The sequence below is a fragment of the Corynebacterium sp. HMSC076C10 genome, assembly GCF_001812455.1.
Taxonomy (GTDB): domain Bacteria; phylum Actinomycetota; class Actinomycetes; order Mycobacteriales; family Mycobacteriaceae; genus Corynebacterium; species Corynebacterium jeikeium_D.
Genome location: NZ_KV809100.1, coordinates 69,531 through 87,242, shown reverse-complemented (window position 1 = coordinate 87,242; position 17,712 = coordinate 69,531). Strand labels below are relative to the sequence as shown.

Below are 17,712 nucleotides of genomic sequence, written 5' to 3'. Positions count from 1 at the left end.
TATCGCGGTTTTAGCGGCTGTGTATGAGGTGAATCGGAAAAATTCCGGCACAGTTTTATATACGTTTCACGTGGAACATCAGGTGTAAAGCACACGCAGTCTTCGGCGCAGGAGGGTGTCGTATGACTACAGTCGGGGATATTAGTAGACGCATGTAGCAAGGAGTTGAGCCCCCATGACCTCTGAAACTTCAACTAATGGCAAGAAAGTAGCTGTAGTTACCGGTGCTTCTTCCGGTATTGGTGCAGCCACTGCCAAGCAGTTCGCAGCTGAAGGTTTCCGCGTTGTGCTGGGAGCCCGCCGCGAGGACAAGCTGGAGGCTGTCGCGGAGGAGATTCGCGCTGCCGGTGGTGAAGCGACGGTCTACAAGGTTGACGTCACCTCTGACGCCGATGTGGCGGCGCTGGCTAAGGCCGAACCGCGCGTCGACGTGCTGGTTAACAACGCCGGTGGCGCCTGGGGCATGGAATCGGTTGAAGGCGCTGTCGAGGAAAAGTGGCGCTGGATGTACGAGGTCAACGTGCTGGGCACCCTGCGCGTCACCCGCGCGCTGCTGCCCGCATTGAAGTCCACTAGCGGCATTGTGCTCACCGTCGGCTCGATTGCCGGCCGTCAGGTCTACACCGGCGGCGCCGGTTACAACGCAGCCAAGCACGCTGAGCGCGCGCTGGTGGAAGTCCTGCGTCAAGAGGTTGCTGCCGATGGCGTGCGCGTCACCGAAATCGATCCGGGGCGCGTCCACACCGACTTCTCACTCGTGCGTTTCGACGGCGACGAGACCAAGGCCGCAGCGGTCTACGATGGCGTTGAGTCGCTGACCGCCGATGATGTTGCCGACATCATTGTGTTCGCGGCCACCCGTCCGAAGCGCGTCAACATTGACTTCCTGCAGGTGACCCCCATCGACCAGGTGGGCGGCGCGAAGCCGAAGAAGTAAACCGACTACATAGAGGAGCCGTACATGAGCATCGATATTGCCGCTGACACCAAAATTGCCCTGGTCACGGGCGCAAGCCGTGGTATTGGCCTGGCGGTCGCCAAGGATCTCTCCCGTGACCACCATGTCATTGTGGGCGCTACCAGTGCTGAGTCTGCCGAGAAGGTGGCGTCGCAGTTGCCGTCGGCAAGCGTATTCGTTGCTGATCTGGGTGATACCGACGCCGTAAACGCGGAAGTGGCAAAGCTGTTGGAGGCGCTCGGTGGGCGCGGGCTGGATGTGCTCGTGCACTCGGCGGGCGTGTACGTCGATGGGGACGTGGCGGAGGTTTCGCGTGCGGACTGGTCGCGAATTATGGACATCAACGTCGTCGCCGTCGCCGACCTGACACGCCAGCTGCTGCCAGCGCTGCGCAAGGCGGAGGGCACGCTGGTAACCATCAACTCGGGCTCGGGATTCCGCGCTTCAGCTGGTACTTCACCGTATGCAGCGTCGAAGTTCGCGCTGCGGGCCTTCACCGATGCGCTGCGCGAGGAAGAGCGTGGCGCGGTTCGAGTCAGCTCCGTGCACCCCGGGCGCGTCGATACCGATATGCAGGTTCAGCTGCAGTCGAATTGGCACCGCGATGATGCTGATTGGCGTTACGACGGCACGAAGTTCATGCGGCCTGAATCGATCGCAGCCGCAGTACGTCTGGCCGTTGATACCGGAGCGGATGCCAACGTGGATGAAATCCAGGTGCGCCCGCGCGGATAGCCGTGTAAAAGGTAGCGAAGATAAGCAAAAAGTGTGCCCACCAGGCGGATAGCCGGTGGGCACACTTTCGTGTGCAGGCTTCTTACTGAGCGTCCAGATTCAGGCGCTCGTGCATTGCTTTGACCTCGCGCGGGACAACCTTGCCGATGGCGTTGCGCGGCAGGGAGTCGACGAAGAAGACGCGGTCCGGAGTGGAGTGCTCGGCCAGAGTTTCGCGGACGTACTCGCGCAGCATGTCCTCGGTGAGGTTCTTGCCGGCCTCATTGTCCTCGCGGACAACGTAGAGGAACAGGTCAGCGAAAATCTCGTCGTTTTCGTTGCTGCCGTGGCAGAAGACATCGGCGATGCCCGGCACCGGGCCCAGAATTTCTTCGACCTCGCGTGGGAAGACGTTCTCGCCGCCCTTGATCACCATGTCGTCGGAGCGACCACAGATGTACAGGTAGCCGTCCTGGTCGATACGGCCGAGGTCACCAATCTGGAACAGGCCATCGACGGTGGTGAACTTGTCCTTCTTGTTCAGGTAACCGATGAAGGAGAGCTCCTGAGCGGTGTGGATCATGCCAACCTCACCCGGCTCGACTTCCTTGCCGTCGTCACCCAGGATGCGAACCTTGGCGCCAATTGCCGGGCGACCTGCGGAGTCCGGGCGGGCTGCGAGGTCCGCGCCGGATGCGATGGAGCACAGGCCGGCCTCGGTGGAGCCGTAGAAGTTACAGATAACCGGACCGAAGCGGTGAGTCAGCGCGGAGACGAGCCAGCCCGGGATGGCGTTACCAGAGGAGACAATGAAGCGGAACGGGCCAATCTTGCGGTTCGGCTCCTCATCCAGAACATCCTTGATCTGGCGCAGGAAGAAGGCCGCGGAAATCATGCCGTTACAGCCGTACTGTTCACACTGGTCAACAGCCTTCTTCGGGTCGAAGACACGCATGGTGACAATGGTGGAGCCGGTAGCCATGCCAATCAGCACATTTGCCCAGCCCCAGGCGTGGAACATGGATGCGGACTGGTGAATGACCATGTTGCGGCGCCACGGAATACGATCGGCGATTGCACCCACGGTTGCCGGTGTCTTGGGCTCATTGCGCAGGACACCCTTCGGGATGCCGGTGGTGCCGGAGGACATGATGATGATGCGTCCCTGCTCCGGCTTCGGATCTAGCTTGGCGTTCGATGTACGACCTTCTTCAATGAGGTCTTCCATGAACACGAAGTTCTTGCCCGCGTTCTTGCGGGTCTCCGGCTTGGTCACGGAGGTAATAACGACGGTGACATCGTCGAGGTCTTCTGGCAGGTTGCCCAGGAACTCGTCATCGACGAACAGGAACTTGGCCTTATTCTGGTCAACGACACCGCGAATCTGAGTCGGGCCGGAGCCGATGTTCATCAGCATAATTTCGGAGCCGATGAATCCCTTGATGGCCATCGGCAGGATGATGCCGCGGCCGTTGCGTGCGATAACGCCGAAGCTGGACTTCTGGGTCATGCCACGGTCCATCAAGGCGCGAGCCAGGGCGTGAGAGTTGTCAAGCAGCTGAGAATAGGTGAGTTCACCGTCATCGTCGACAAGGGCGAGGCGATCCGGGTAGCGCAGCGCACTCATGGAAATCAGGCTGGCGACGGAGAACTTCAGGCGACGCAGGTAATCGAGAATCTTCGGCGCCGTCTTCGGAGTCATGTACAGGGCACCAGTACGCAGGAGTGGTGGAATCGACTGGGCAAAAGCCTTGATTTGGAGCCCAAGTGGTACTTCCGGAGCCTTCATTTCAGCTGCCATGGGTGAGAATCCTCCAAGATGATGGACAAGCGATTAATAGCGCCAAGCGACTCTTTAGTCACACTGACACCATCAGTCACGGTAGTGCGATTTTGTAACAACCAGACTTTAACAAACCTGTGCCGCGTCAAAAAGTAGTTTCCACGAAGAAAAGTAAAAAATACGCAGTCGGCGTGCGCAATGCTTTACGACGGGTACCTTTTCGCGTACGGGCTCGAGGATACAGTGTTATCAAACAGTTATAAACCGACAGGAAGCAGTGAATATAACGAAATGATAACACTGCGGTAACGAATTCAATTCTGATATTGACGTATATAACTCTATGAACCCAGGGGTTTTCGGTTGGTTTGTTTGACGGGGCGGGCAGTAGCTGAATGGCGGTCGCCCCCAGAAATTAGGGGGCTAGGTATCTTCAGAAAAATAGAAATGTTCGCGACTAGGAGGGGCGGAGGTTGCGAACACGTAGCTAAATAGGTGACATATTCGCCGGCTTGAGCCTCGGTGTGTGGCATCGGTGAGCGCCGGAGGAAGTTGCCCTAATTCAGGGTTAGAGCGGCGAGCGCGGGCTCATCCTCTGGTGTGCAGGTGGAGAGCCAACGGTCGATGGCATCATACTCCGCCTGCGTGACCCATAGGTGGTATTTCTGTTTTACCGCCACCTGGCGAGCGACATACTGGCAGCGAAATGGCTTATTGGCGGGTACCCAGGATGCGGCATCGCTATCCCGCTTCTGTTGATTGGCGGGGCCATCGACGGCCAAGAGGTTGAGGGGGTCATTTGCAAAGTCCTGCCGAACCTCGGGCGGGAGTTGCTGTGCCCCCTTTTGCCAGGCGTCGCTTAAGGCTACGACATGGTCGATTTGAACGGCAGAAGAGGTATCGCGGCCACGCTGGAACTCAATCATCGTGCCGGTATAGGGATCCAGTAATTGCCCTGAAAGCACGACGCAATCGTGGCTATTTGGTTTGTACTCCTTATTAATAAGGTCACGATTCAAAATATCGTTTCGCGTGTCACATCCGTTGTGCCCAAACTCGGCAGAGACATCGTCGCTCCAACGTTGCCCGAACTCATCGCGCGCATAGCCGGTTTTCGGTGCGCGCCCTTTTACCTCCAGCTGGTTGAGGGCGCTACGGATGCCGTCGATAGGCGATGTGCCGGGCGCTGGGGTGTCCGGGGCGGCGGGGGTGTGGGGCGCTTCGGGAATCTCGGGCGCGGGTTCCTCTGGCTCGGGCGTAAATGCGGGTGCCGGTGCCGGGCTGTATGACTGGCTCTCTGGAGTGGGGGCTGTGGGGGCCGTGCAGCCGCTGAGGATTGTCGCTGCGCCGATAAGGAGGGCGAGGCCCTGCAGTGGCGAGCGGAAACGACGGTTGGCGAGCATGGAGCTAACCATAGCGGTGGGGGCGGATTGGGTATGGAGGGAGGTTTGCTAAAGAATCGAACAATTGTGCGTAGTTAGCGGGGGTGGTAGCTCGATTAGGGGGTTATGGCGTTAAAGCGGGTAGTAAAAGCCCGGTTTTAGTCGAACGGGAAGGGTGTTCTAGCTCCTTCGGGGGTGGGTAAATATAGCTAGTTCCCTAAATACGTATTGCAATACGCCTAGATGAAAGTGCATTGTTAAAACAGTTGGAAATATAGATAACCCGTGTCCCCCAATTGGCACATTGCACCTACAAGGGGAAAACAGCCATGACAGCTAAGACAGCCATGACTCTGACCGAAACAGCGACCACATTGCCTCGTGGTCCTCAGAGGGAAGGTCTCTACCACCCGTCGAACGAACATGATGCGTGTGGCGTGGCCTTTGTTGCCGACATTTACGGTCGCCAGACCCATGACATTGTGGAAAAGGGCATCCAGGCACTGGTCAACCTCGACCACCGCGGTGCCGCCGGCGCTGAGAAGACCACCGGCGACGGTGCCGGCATTCTCATTCAGGTTCCGGATGCCTACTACCGTGCTGAGCTGAGCAAGGAAGGCGTTATTTTGCCGCCGGCTGGCACCTACGCCACCGGTATTGCGTTCCTGCCGCAGTCGCGCATGGCCACCCTTGATGCCATCCGGGCTATTGAAGACATCTGCGCCGAAGAGGGCATCGAGATCTTGGCATGGCGCGATGTGCCGATTAACGCTGACGGGCTTGGCCAGATGGCTCGCCAGGCTATGCCGGTGCTGCGTCAGCTCTTCGTTACCGCGAAGAACTATGAGGGTCGCCAGCTCAGCGATATCGATCTCGACCGCAAGATGTTCTTCCTGCGTAAGCGCTGCGAGCGCGAGCTGGGGGAACAGGGCGCCGGCGAGGGCTCTGGCGGCGACACCGTGTACTTCCCGTCGCTGTCCAGCCGCACGATCGTCTACAAGGGCATGCTGACTACTCCGCAGCTGAAGGATTTCTACCTTGACCTGCAGCAGAAGGAGGTCACTTCCGCGCTCGCCATCGTGCACTCGCGCTTTTCCACGAACACTTTCCCGTCCTGGCCGCTGGCACACCCGTACCGCTACGTCGCTCACAATGGTGAAATCAACACCGTGCGCGGCAACGAGAACTGGATGCGCGCCCGCGAGTCGCTAATTCGCTCTGGCAAGCTGGGCAACATCGACCGCGCGCTGCCGGTGTGCGACCCCAACGGTTCTGACACTGCGCGTTTCGACGAGGCCCTGGAGTTACTGCATCTCGGTGGTCGTAGTCTCCCGCATGCGGTCATGATGATGGTTCCGCAGGCCTGGGAGCACGACGACAACCTCAGCCCGCAGGTTCGCGCGTTCTACGAGTACCACGCCTGCCTGATGGAGCCGTGGGACGGCCCCGCCGCTATCTGCTTTACCGACGGCCAGGTCATCGGTGCCACCCTGGATCGCAATGGCCTGCGCCCGGGGCGCATCTGGGTGACCGACGAGGGTCTGGTGGTGATGGCCTCCGAAGCTGGTGTCTTGGATATCCCGCCGGAGCAGATCGTGCAGCGCACGCGCGTGCAGCCGGGGCGCATGTTCCTGGTGGACATGAAGGCCGGTCGCATTGTTGAGGACAAAGAGATTAAGTCCACGCTGGCCGCCACTGGTCCATACGAGGAATGGATCAAAGAGGGCCTGGTCGACATCACTGACCTGCCACGCGAGCGCTACCAGTACATGCCTCATGCCCGCGCGGTGTTGCGGCAGCGCGTCTTTGGCATCACCGAGGAAGACGTTGACCTAATCATCCGCCCGATGGCACTCACCGGCGCGGAGGGCTTGGGGTCGATGGGCTCGGATACGCCGATTGCGGCACTGTCCAACCGCCCTCGCATGCTGTTCGACTTCTTCTCGCAGCGGTTCGCGCAGGTTACCAACCCGCCGTTGGACTCGCTGCGCGAAAAGTCCATCACCAGCATGAATACGTTGCTGGGTGCAGAGACCAACATCCTGGAGCCCACCGCCGATGCCGCCCGTCGCATCCGGCTTGAGCATCCAATCCTGGACAACCACGACTTTGTCACCCTGTGCCAGGCGGGCAAGAACGAGGAGTACTCCGAGTTCCGTGCCGAGGTCATCTCCGGCCTGTACCCGGTCGCCCGCGGTGGCCGCGGCCTGCGCAACGCTATCCGTCGTGTCCGCCGTGAGGTCTCTGAGGCCATTGACCGCGGTGCCCGACTGATTGTGCTGTCTGACCGTGAGTCCAATGAGCGCTTTGCCCCTATCCCGTCGCTGTTGCTGACCTCCGCGGTCCACCACCACTTGGTGGAGGAGCGCACTCGCACGCGCGCCAGCCTCATCATTGAGGCTGGCGACGCCCGCGAGGTGCACCACATGGCCATGCTGCTGGGCTTTGGCGCCGATGCCATTAACCCGTACATGGCTTTCGAAACCATCGATGAGCTGCGCATGAAGGACCAGCTCGGAGCTCTGACGCTGGATCAGGCCTGCTCGAACTACTGCAAGGCCGCCTCCAAGGGTGTGCTGAAGGTCATGTCCAAGATGGGTATCGCCTCACTGCAGTCCTACCGTGGCGCTCAGCTGGCCGACACCGTCGGTCTGTCGCAGGAGTTCCTGGACGAGTACTTCACCGGAGCTGTTTCTCCGCTGGAAGGTATCGGTCTCGATGAGGTCGCAGAAGATGTTGCGGCTCGTCACCGCAGCGCATTCCTGCCGCGTCCGGAAGAGCAGGCCCACCGCGAGCTGGATCTCGGCGGCGAGTACAAGTGGCGCCGCGAAGGCGAGTACCACCTATTCAACCCGGAGACGATCTACACGCTGCAGCACGCAACCCGCACTGGTCAGTACGCGGTCTTCCGCGACTACACCAACAAGGTTGATGAGCAGACCAAGCAGCTGGCTACTCTGCGCGGCATGCTCGAGTTCGCCTCGCACCGCGAGCCCATCGACATCGAAGAAGTTGAACCGGTCTCCAGCATCGTCAAGCGTTTCTCCACCGGCGCGATGAGCTACGGCTCCATCTCTGCGGAGGCACATGAGACGCTGGCCATCGCTATGAACCGCCTGGGTGCCATGTCCAACTCCGGCGAGGGCGGTGAAGATCCAGACCGCTTCGAAATGGAGGCCAACGGCGACTGGAAGCGCTCTGCCATCAAGCAGGTCGCATCGGGCCGCTTCGGTGTGACCAGCCACTACCTGTCCAACTGCACCGACATCCAGATCAAGATGGCCCAGGGCGCAAAGCCCGGCGAAGGTGGCCAGCTGCCACCGAACAAGGTCTACCCGTGGATCGCGGAAGTCCGCATCACCACCCCGGGCGTGGGTCTGATCTCGCCCCCACCCCACCACGACATCTACTCAATCGAGGATTTGGCGCAGCTCATTTACGACCTCAAGAACGCCAATCCACGCGCCCGCATTCACGTCAAGCTCGTCTCCGAGCAGGGTGTGGGTACCGTCGCCGCTGGTGTCTCGAAGGCGCATGCCGACGTCGTGCTGATCTCCGGCCATGATGGCGGCACCGGCGCTTCGCCGCTGACCAGCCTTAAGCACGCTGGCGGTCCGTGGGAGCTGGGGCTCGCTGAAACTCAGCAGACCCTGATGCTCAACGGGCTGCGCGACCGCATCCGCGTGCAGTGCGATGGCCAGCTCAAGACCGGTCGCGATGTCGTGGTCGCGATGCTGCTGGGCGCTGAAGAGTTTGGTTTTGCCACCGCTCCGCTGGTGGTTGAGGGCTGCGTCATGATGCGCGTCTGCCACCTGGACACCTGCCCAGTTGGTATTGCCACCCAGAATCCGAAGTTGCGGAGCAAGTTCACCGGCCGTGCCGAGCACGTGGTCAACTTCTTCACCTTCATCGCCCAGCAGGTCCGTGAATACCTCGCTGAGCTGGGTTTCCGCACCATCGATGAAGCGGTCGGACATGCCGAGTGCCTGCGTCCGCGCAAGGATCTGGGCAACCTTCCGCGCGTCGCAAAGCTTGACCTGGAGCGAATCCTGCACGTTGCCGAGAGCCCCTTCTTTGCGGACCAGGATTCCTACTGCACGAAGGCGCAGGACCACGGGCTCGAGGGTGCGTTGGACGAGCGCCTCATCGATGAAGCGCAGCCCGCGCTGCGTACGGCGCGCGCGAATGGGCTGGCGCCGACACCGGTATCGCTGCACCACGCCATCAGCAATGTGAACCGTTCCGTGGGCACGCGCCTGGGGTACGAAGTCACCAAGGTCGCAGGTAAGCAGGGGCTTGCCGACGACTCCATCGTCGTCAACCTGCTCGGTTCCGCCGGTAACTCGCTGGGCGCGTTCCTGCCGGCCGGTGTGACCATCAAGCTGGAGGGCGATGCCAACGACTTCGTCGGCAAGGGCCTGTGCGGCGGCAAGATTGTGGTCCGACCTTCACGTTCGGCCCCGCCGACCGCGGATGTGGCTACCGACACCATTGCCGGCAATGTCATTGGTTTTGGTGCCACCAGCGGTGAGATCTTCGTCCGCGGCACCGTCGGTGAGCGCTTCTGCGTGCGTAACTCCGGTGCTACGGCCGTGGTCGAGGGCATCGGTAACCACGGTTGTGAGTACATGACCGGTGGCCGCGTCGTAGTGGCGGGCCCGGTCGGGCACAACTTCGGCGCCGGTATGAGTGGCGGTATCGCCTACCTGCTGGATAACGAGGCGACGCGGGCGAACATCAACACCGAGTTGGTCGATATTGTGCCGCTCGATGATGAGGACATCAGCTGGCTGGAGGCCACGCTGTCGAAGCACCGCAAGCTCACGGGTTCCAAGACTCGGTTCCCGGCTGCACAGTTCATCAAAATCATGCCGCGTGATTACGCCCGAATTCTCGACGTAGTCGCGAAGGCAAAGGACAACGACGCTGACATCAACGAAGCAATCATGGAGGCAGTAACCAATGGCTGATCCGAAGGGTTTCATGAAATTCCAGCGCGTAGAGCCTGCTCATCGCCCGGTTCCGCTGCGTCTGATGGACTGGAAAGAGGTCTATGAGGAGGCTAGCAACGGGCAGGTGCAACAGCAGGCGACCCGCTGTATGGACTGTGGCGTGCCGTTTTGTCACTCGGCCTGCCCGCTGGGCAACATCATTCCGGAGTGGAATGACTTGGTTCGTCAGAACCGCTGGCACGAGGCTTTCGAGCGCTTGCACGCCACCAACAACTTTCCCGAGTGGACCGGTCGCCTGTGTCCAGCTCCGTGCGAGGGCGGTTGTGTGCTCGGCATCAACGACGATGCCGTGACCATCAAGAACATCGAGTTGGCCATCGTTGAACGCGGCTTCGATGAGGGGTGGGTGCAGCCGATTGTGCCAACTTTCGACACCGGCCAGCACATTGCTGTCATTGGCTCCGGGCCGGCGGGTCTTGCTGCAGCACAGCAGCTTACTCGCGCCGGGCATGATGTCACGGTGTTCGAGCGTGACGACAAGATTGGTGGTCTGATGCGCTACGGTGTGCCGGACTACAAGATGGAGCAGCGCTTCCTCGACCGTCGCCTTGAGCAGATGGAGATCGAGGGTACCGAGTTCCGCACCAACGTCTCACCGACAGCCGCTGACCTGGCCGATTTCGATGCAGTGGTCCTAGCTACCGGCGCGTCGCTGGCCCGCGACCTGCCTGTCGATGGCCGTGATCTGGAGGGTATTCACCAGGCTATGGAGTACCTGCCGGGAGCAAACCGCGTTGCCGCAGGCGAGCTCGACACCCCGCCGATTGATGCCAAGGGCAAGAAGGTTGTCGTCATTGGTGGTGGTGACACCGGCATTGACTGCTTCGGTACCGCGCTGCGCCAGGGCGCGGCGTCCGTCACGCAGTTCGATATTCGCCCGCGTGCGCCGAAGTCCCGTGCGGCGTCGACTCCGTGGCCGATGTACCCGCTGGTCTGGCGCGTGGCGACTGCTCACGAAGAAGGTGAGTACACCATCACCGGTTCCGAACCGCCAGAGGTTACCGAGGCGCTCGGCCTTAACGCTCGCGTCACCGGCGAGACCCTGGGCAAGCGCGTCTTCAACGTCAACACCGTCTCCTTCCACGGCGAGGACGGTCACGTGACCGGCCTGTCCGCCAACGAGGTCGAGGTCATCGATGGCAAGCGCGTGCCCATGGAGGATACGGATTTCGAACTCGATGCCGACCTAGTTCTCATCGCGCTGGGCTTCTCCGGCCCGGAGCGCGGCGGTCTGCCGCACGAGCTGGGGATTCAGTTCAACGACCGCGGTGTGATGATGCGTGACGACGACTACCTCGCCGTGCGCAGCGACATCGAGCAGAACTTCGACGGTCCGGTGTTCGTGGCCGGTGACAATGGCCGTGGTGCCAGTTTGATTGTGTGGGCTATCGCCGAAGGCCGCGCCTGCGCCGAGGCCGTGGACCAGTACCTGATGGGCGAGTCCAACTTGCCTCGCGCGGTGGAGCCAGAAGACGCTCCAATTAAGTTGTAAACCCTGGTTTAGTTCACCACTATGTTGCCGCGTGCCCCCATTTCGGCATGCACCATCTGGTGGTCGACAAAGCGGTACGTGCCTGGCTCCGGGAATTCGGCCTCAACATAACCACCCTGCGCGGCACCGAGGTCAAGGGCTTGGGCACCGCCCACGCCGTCGTCAAGCAAAAGCGTTCCCTCCTTGTACACGCGATGGAACTGCGTGCCGACGATATGGAAGCTCGTGCCCTTGTTGGGGCCGGCGGCAAGTACCCAGAAACGTACCGTCTCACCTGCGCGAATGCGAATTGGGTGGGTGAGATACTGGTCGGGGTAGCCGTTGAACTTGTAGATATCGGGGTCCTCGGCCATGGTCTTGTCGGCGTCGGGGCCGTCCTCGCCCCAGTAGCTTTCCGACTGCACCAGAAGAACCTCGTGGTCGACATCAGTGAGATTCGGTGGGTCGATGATGACGGCACCGTGCATACCGGCAGCGATGTGCATGGACATGGGCATGGTTGCGCAGTGGTACATCCATATGCCCGCGCGGTCGGCACGGAAGCGGTACTCAAGCTGTTCACCAGGGGCGATGTCGCGCATAGGTTCATCCGGTGCAACGATGCCCGCGTGGAAGTCGATGGAGTGACTCATCGTGCCATCGTTGATGAGCGTGACGACGAACTCGTCGCCCACCTTGCCGCGCAGAGTTGGCCCCAGCGGTTTGCCGTTGAATACCCAATGCTGCTGCTCGACGCCAGGGGCAGCGTAGCCGGTGAACTCGCTGGCCCGCAGCGTGACGTGGTGAACCGTGGCGTCCTCGGCGGGTTCTAATAGCGGGTTGATGGTGGGGGAATCCGGGCCGGGTAGCTCGCCGACATTCCCGAGTGCGCCTGGCGTGGCATGGCCGGAGTGGCTGCCGTGCTCGGTGCGGTGTGAATGATCCGAACCACCTGCATTAACTGTGAGCGTCATGCCCATCTGGCGGTGACCAGCAATGGTGCACCAGCCGTCAATGTCACCGGGAACAACCGGCACTTCAATGGTGGCGGAGCCACCGGGGGAGACTCGGCCGGTGTCCTCGCCGGTGGCCAAGCGCAGATCGTGGACTTGGGAATCCGCGTTGACCATGGTGATGACCAGTCGGTCGCCGGGGTTCGCCTCAATGACGTTCGGGGTATAGGTCATATCGTTGGCAGTGACCGTGACCTCGACGGTTTGTCCGGTGGGCGCAACATCGCTGGTGGTTTCAATGCTTCCCGTACCGCTACCGCCACCGCTCAGCGCAACGCCGACGGTTACTACCAGGCCCAATACAGCCAGAGCAGCGGTAGTTTGAGCACCGAGTCGACGTGCAGTTGCGTGCAGTTCGACCGATTTCAGCGTTGCTTCCTTGTTGGCCCGTGCCTTCTGACTCTCTTTTAACGCACCGATCTGAGCCTTCGCGGCCCGGCCGACAAGTGGCAGATAAGACACCAAGGCAAGGGAGACCATTGCGGAGACCGCCACTTTGATCCAGGAAGGCAGCGGCATTAGCCACAGTGCCAGACCAATATTGATGGTCGACCAGCGGAATGCGCCCGCGCGGTCAAGTTCCTTCATACCGGCAGAGACTGGGCCAGCACCTCCGCCGATGGTGGCGGGCAAGAGTTGGCTCATCATGCCGATAAGCAACTGGGCGCCGAATCCGATTACCAGCGGCAGCGTGAGGGATGAGATTACGAAGCCGTCGTCAAGCGCTTTGACTGTGGCGACTGTGAGTGTGCCGATTAGCCAGACGACTGCAGCTGCAGCAGACAACGCCGGGTAGCTGAGGCGGTCGCGCGGGTCTTTAGCGACAGTCATGACGTTGTGTGCCCACGGGATGGCGGCTATGACCCAGCCGATAGTGATAATGCCAAGGCCGACGGAGTCCAACCAGTTGAAGCTGGTCAGTGCACCGATCGCGGTAATCGCGATACCTATGAGCTGTATTGCTAGTGCCAGCTTCGGGCGGGAATGCGGCGACATCTGGGTTCGCCACAGCGCTGGGAACATGGTGACGAGCGTGCCGCAGGCCGCGAGCCCGAGGAAGCCAATGAGGTTGACGGCTTCGTGTGCCAATAGGAGGTCGTCGTGAAGCGCTTTGCCCTTCGGAGATGCGAGGATGGCGCCGAGTGCAGCGCCGATGGGCAGTAGGCATGCCGACGCGACGTAGTGCGCAACGGAGATGGCGAATGGCCGATCGCGCTTCGCTACCAGGTCGCGTCCGAGGGAAATCGCATGCCATGCGACGGCGACGCCGACGACCGCCGCGCCGACGATGGTCACTGGCCACCAGTCACCGAGCTTGCCGACGACCGTTGCGACAATACCTACGTTGAGCAGGTAAATATTTGCCAACTGAATCTTCCGATTGCCAACGGGCACGTCGATTTTCAGTAGCTTTTCGGTGAAGTGGCGGCCCCAGATGAGGATGGAGTTGGTGACGGCGCCGAGGGTAAAGAGATGCACCAACAGCCAACGGCCATCGGTGACGAAAGGGTGAATGAGTGCTGCCACAATGATGGAGGCGAACCACCAGCGCACTGGCATACCGGCCTTGCGATGCCAGGACATGCGGCGCTTCTTGCCAGGCTTAGTAGGCGGTTTGGTTGTGGGGGATTGGGGTTCTGGTGTGGCGTGCGACGACATATATCAATAATACGCATACTGGGTGCGCATTTAATATGGGCGCATGTAAGAGTGCTTTTATTTGGTCGGGTCTTCGCCGTTTTTGTGGGCCTGCCAGAACTGTGTGGTCTTCTGTGTCTGACCCATCCGGTTTTGAATCAGCATCAGGGTAGTAAGGAAGGGCTTCCGGGTGATGAAAGCGCGTGCCCGACGCGTTGATGATGTGCTCACGGGGAAGTGTAACCCTTTTGTCAAAAACGATTGTTTGAGTATTCACGCAAATACTTCCTTGAATAAACATCTCAATAAAGAGGTGATTGTGCATTAATTGCAATCGTCAGGAAGTGGTTACGTTAGAAGCTAGTTTGTACAGCTAGTTAGATGAATGTAAACAGATTGAAGCTTCAGTAAACAGTTGGTGAAACGTTGTTTTACCAGGGAGAATGATGGGTGGTAAAGGTGGCTTTTTGGCTACCCGAACGATGGGGTAGCCCTTTGTAGTAGGGGGCTGTAAATGTAGTTCATATCGCATAGTATGCCAAGCCTGTGGAACGCATTGTGCGTAAGAAAATTTAACCAGCAGTAAAAGGCATAAGAATGTTTATCCGAGACTGGAAGCAGCTCGCCTGGTGCATATTTGACGTACTCGCCTGGCTGATTGCGCTGTCCGCCGCTAACGGAATCGTCCGCGGTGAATTGGTATCTTTCTCTGAAATATCAGGCACTAATTTTTTGGTTGTCGCTGTCGCCGTGGCCGTCATCGTCCTGCTCGGCCTGCTGCTCGGGGAGTACACCAACCCGCAACGCGTATGGCCCGGCAGTCGAACTGAAGATATTGTTCTGCTGAGCATCAGCATGGGCGGGGCTACCGCAGCCACTGGGTTAGCTCAAATCCTGAAGACCTTCCCGGAAATTGTGTGGTACGTTCCGTTCGCAGGTGGCTGTGTCGCAACTTTGGCAAGTATCTATACCCGAACTCTCGCTCGCTGGATTACCAACAACTTTGGCTCCCGTCAGACGGATGATCGCTTGATCGTTCTCGGTGCAGGCCGTCGAGCCAAATTCTTTATTAACAGCCTTACGGATTCCGGTATCTCCCGTGAGAACCGCTTCCACTTGGTTGGAATCGTCGATCCCAAAGAAAGCGGCGAGAACCATATTTCTCGTATCCATGGTCTCCGCGTGATTCGTGGAATTGATCAGCTGGGTGAGCTCGCATCGCGCACTTCGGCGCAGTCGGTCATCATTGCGACTGATGAGCCACTGTCCACCGAGTGCATCAACGTCCTCAACCACATTTGTGAGGAATCGTCCCTGCGTCTGCTCATTCTGCCGCCGGTGGAAGAGTACTCGCGTCACCGTGGTGCTGTCGCTACCTCGCAGGTGCGCGAAATTAACATCGCCGACCTCATTGGCCGTCAGCCTCTGCACCTGGATGAATCCAAGGTCGCTTCCATAATCCGCGGTAAGAAGGTGCTGGTCACCGGCGCTGGAGGTTCTATCGGTTCCGAAATCTGCCGACAGGTTCACCGCTTTGAGCCGGCAGAACTGATCATGCTGGATCGCGATGAGGGCGGCTTGCATGCCACGCAGCTGTCGCTGACGGGTTCGGCGCTTCTCGACGGCTCCGATACCGTCCTGGCTGATATCCGTGACGCGGAAATGCTGACGCAGATCTTCACCGCGCGCAAGCCCGATGTTGTCTACCATGCTGCAGCTCTCAAGCACCTGCCGCTGCTGGAGAGCTACCCTGCAGAAGCAGTGCAAACCAATGTCATCGGAACTCAGAACGTCCTGGATGCAGCGGCTGCGGCCAACGTTTCAACCGTTATTAATATTTCCACGGACAAGGCTGCCAACCCGGCCTCGATTCTGGGGGAATCCAAGCGCGCTGCGGAACGCCTGACTGCGCACATGGGGCAAACTCACGAAGGTGTCTGGGCATCTGTCCGCTTCGGTAACGTGTTTGGCTCGCGCGGCTCGGTCATTACGACTTTCCAGCGTCAGATTGAAGAGGGCGGCCCGGTTACGGTGACCCATCCTGACGTTCAGCGCTACTTCATGACCATTCCAGAGGCATCGCAGCTGGTGCTGCAGGCTACCGTTATTGCAGAGTCCGGTGAGACTCTGGTGCTGGAGATGGGTAAGCCGGTCAAGATTGCTGAGCTGGCGGAGAACCTGATCAGGCTCCATGACGCAGACGTAGAGATTGTCTACACGGGTCTTCGTGACGGTGAGAAGATCTCCGAGGACTTGGTTGATGACCGCGAGGTTCCCAAGATCGGTGATCGTCATCCGCTAATCACTGAGGTACGTGTTGAGCCGGAACGGCTGAATTCGCGGATTCTCCCGTGCACACATAATCACGATGCGGCACGTCGTTGGCTTGCAGAGCACGGAGGGGCGCAAGGCAGTATTGTGGCGCATCCCACCGGTGCACAATCACTTGCAACCGCTAGCTCGAAAGCAAAATAGTTAGGATGACTCCCCACCGTGACAACCACCAGCTCCTCTAACTCCGGGCAGCTGGCGCAAAGAGTTCGAACAGTTGCGACGATTTCGGCAGCTTCAGCGCTCGCCGCAGTCGTCGCCTTTGTGGTCAGTATTCTTTCCGCGCGAGTGCTGGGGCCCGCCGGTCGAGGCGAGGTCGCTACCGTTTTGCAGTTCGCCTATATTGTGGCGCCATTCGTCGGCTTTGGGGCCGATCGGCTTTTGCTGCGCCGCGATGATTACGACCACGGTCTCATTCCGAGTGGTTTCGCCATGACTGTAGTCGCTCTGATTGCCTGTGCCATTGCAGGTGTCGTCTACGGACCATGGACGGCGATGGCCGGCGTCGTCGCCTTGGTTACCGTGTCATTTTCCATGGTTCGTGCCATGGCTATCAGCCGCCATCGAGTGTCCTTCTTCGTCGTAGTATTCATCGGTTTCCAGGGCTCAGTACTGCTTATTAGCGCTGCGCTATATTTCGCCGGAGTCGAAGACTGGCGCTGGTGGGCTGCAGCCTATATCTTCCCGGCACTGCCACTGGCAATCTGGTCGCTAGCGAAGTCACGCAAACACACCGATTCCCGTGTTGGCGGAGTGGTAGAGACGGCTCGAACAAATGCCCCATTTATCGCATCGGGCCTGGGGCCGCTGACGACCACACGCTTGGGTCGCGTTTTGCTGCCGGCGCTGGCCTCACCGGCGTCGTTAGGTCTTTTCGTAGTCGTGGCGACGGCGACGGAACCGCTGTACTGGATCGCGCAGTCAGTCGCCGATCAGCGCACCAGCGACCAGAGGGGGCGCGAACTCACCCCATCTCGTGTGCTCCGACACCTTGGCATAGTCATTGCAGCGTACGGCGCACTTGGTGCACTCGGTGGTGTGGCACTCTACTTCCTTATCGTGCCGGTATTCGGCCATGAGTTTGAGCCTGCCCGGGAGTTGGTGCTGCCACTGACTATCGCGGCCGTGGTGCTCGGCTGCTACCGACACCTGTGCGGTGAAATTCTCGGCAGTGACAATCCCCGTCGAATTGGCCGAGTGGAACTTATTTCCGCCGTCATCGCTGTCATTTGTTACCCGATTGGCATTCTTCTCGGAGATGCCCTCGGTCTCGCGTGGACCAGCGCAGTTGTCTATTTTGCAGCAGCCGTGGTCGCGGTAGTGGCGCTAATGCGGCCAACCGGAGGCCAGAAGAATCCATCAACTACCACCGAAGAACTCCCCGTCGACGTAATCGAGGAAGCCTAAACA

Annotated in this window: 10 protein-coding genes; 6 read left to right on the top strand and 4 right to left on the bottom strand. The window is 59.7% G+C overall.

Annotated features, from left to right (window positions below):
• The first annotated feature begins 175 nt into the window (after nucleotides 1–175).
• Nucleotides 176–937 carry an SDR family oxidoreductase gene (locus HMPREF2857_RS03495; RefSeq protein WP_049193380.1) on the top strand — a complete coding sequence of 254 codons (762 nt, stop codon included), beginning with the start codon at nucleotides 176–178 and terminating at the stop codon, nucleotides 935–937.
• A 24-nt stretch (nucleotides 938–961) separates the two neighbouring features.
• Nucleotides 962–1,693, top strand: coding sequence for an SDR family oxidoreductase (locus HMPREF2857_RS03490; protein WP_016421787.1), 732 nt, complete (start codon nucleotides 962–964; stop codon nucleotides 1,691–1,693).
• Between the two features lie 82 nt (nucleotides 1,694–1,775).
• On the opposite strand, the gene HMPREF2857_RS03485 is transcribed toward HMPREF2857_RS03490, so the two are convergent.
• Together HMPREF2857_RS03485 and HMPREF2857_RS03480 are read right to left on the bottom strand one after the other, a co-directional pair.
• Complete coding sequence (locus tag HMPREF2857_RS03485) at nucleotides 1,776–3,473, bottom strand: AMP-binding protein (RefSeq protein ID WP_016421788.1); 1,698 nt, start codon at nucleotides 3,471–3,473, stop codon at nucleotides 1,776–1,778.
• A gap of 539 nt (nucleotides 3,474–4,012) precedes the next feature.
• Nucleotides 4,013–4,858 (bottom strand): HNH endonuclease family protein, encoded by an 846-nt coding sequence (locus tag HMPREF2857_RS03480; protein ID WP_070642788.1) that lies wholly within the window; start codon nucleotides 4,856–4,858, stop codon nucleotides 4,013–4,015.
• A 326-nt stretch (nucleotides 4,859–5,184) separates the two neighbouring features.
• On the opposite strand from HMPREF2857_RS03480, the gene gltB reads away from it, so the two are divergent.
• Both gltB and HMPREF2857_RS03470 read left to right on the top strand, forming a co-directional pair.
• A complete protein-coding gene (gene gltB, locus HMPREF2857_RS03475) occupies nucleotides 5,185–9,807 on the top strand; it encodes a glutamate synthase large subunit (protein ID WP_070642787.1) in 4,623 nt (1,540 codons plus the stop codon).
• Nucleotides 9,800–11,341 (top strand): glutamate synthase subunit beta, encoded by a 1,542-nt coding sequence (locus HMPREF2857_RS03470; protein ID WP_070642759.1) that lies wholly within the window; start codon nucleotides 9,800–9,802, stop codon nucleotides 11,339–11,341. Before gltB ends, HMPREF2857_RS03470 begins: the two co-directional genes overlap by 8 nt.
• 8 nt (nucleotides 11,342–11,349) lie before the next feature.
• Here the strand turns inward: HMPREF2857_RS03470 and HMPREF2857_RS03465 are convergent, their stop codons facing one another.
• Complete coding sequence (locus HMPREF2857_RS03465; RefSeq protein WP_070642757.1) at nucleotides 11,350–13,917, bottom strand: multicopper oxidase domain-containing protein; 2,568 nt, start codon at nucleotides 13,915–13,917, stop codon at nucleotides 11,350–11,352.
• Nucleotides 13,918–14,049: 132 nt separating this feature from the next.
• A complete protein-coding gene (locus tag HMPREF2857_RS11185) occupies nucleotides 14,050–14,202 on the bottom strand; it encodes a hypothetical protein (protein WP_155877870.1) in 153 nt (50 codons plus the stop codon).
• Between the two features lie 366 nt (nucleotides 14,203–14,568).
• Here HMPREF2857_RS11185 and HMPREF2857_RS03460 point away from each other — a divergent pair, with 366 nt between their 5' ends.
• Nucleotides 14,569–16,446: a polysaccharide biosynthesis protein gene (locus tag HMPREF2857_RS03460; RefSeq protein ID WP_070642755.1), complete on the top strand. Its 1,878-nt coding sequence runs from the start codon at nucleotides 14,569–14,571 to the stop codon at nucleotides 16,444–16,446.
• Between the two features lie 18 nt (nucleotides 16,447–16,464).
• Complete coding sequence (locus HMPREF2857_RS03455) at nucleotides 16,465–17,709, top strand: lipopolysaccharide biosynthesis protein (RefSeq protein ID WP_070642754.1); 1,245 nt, start codon at nucleotides 16,465–16,467, stop codon at nucleotides 17,707–17,709.
• Nucleotides 17,710–17,712: the final 3 nt, after the last annotated feature.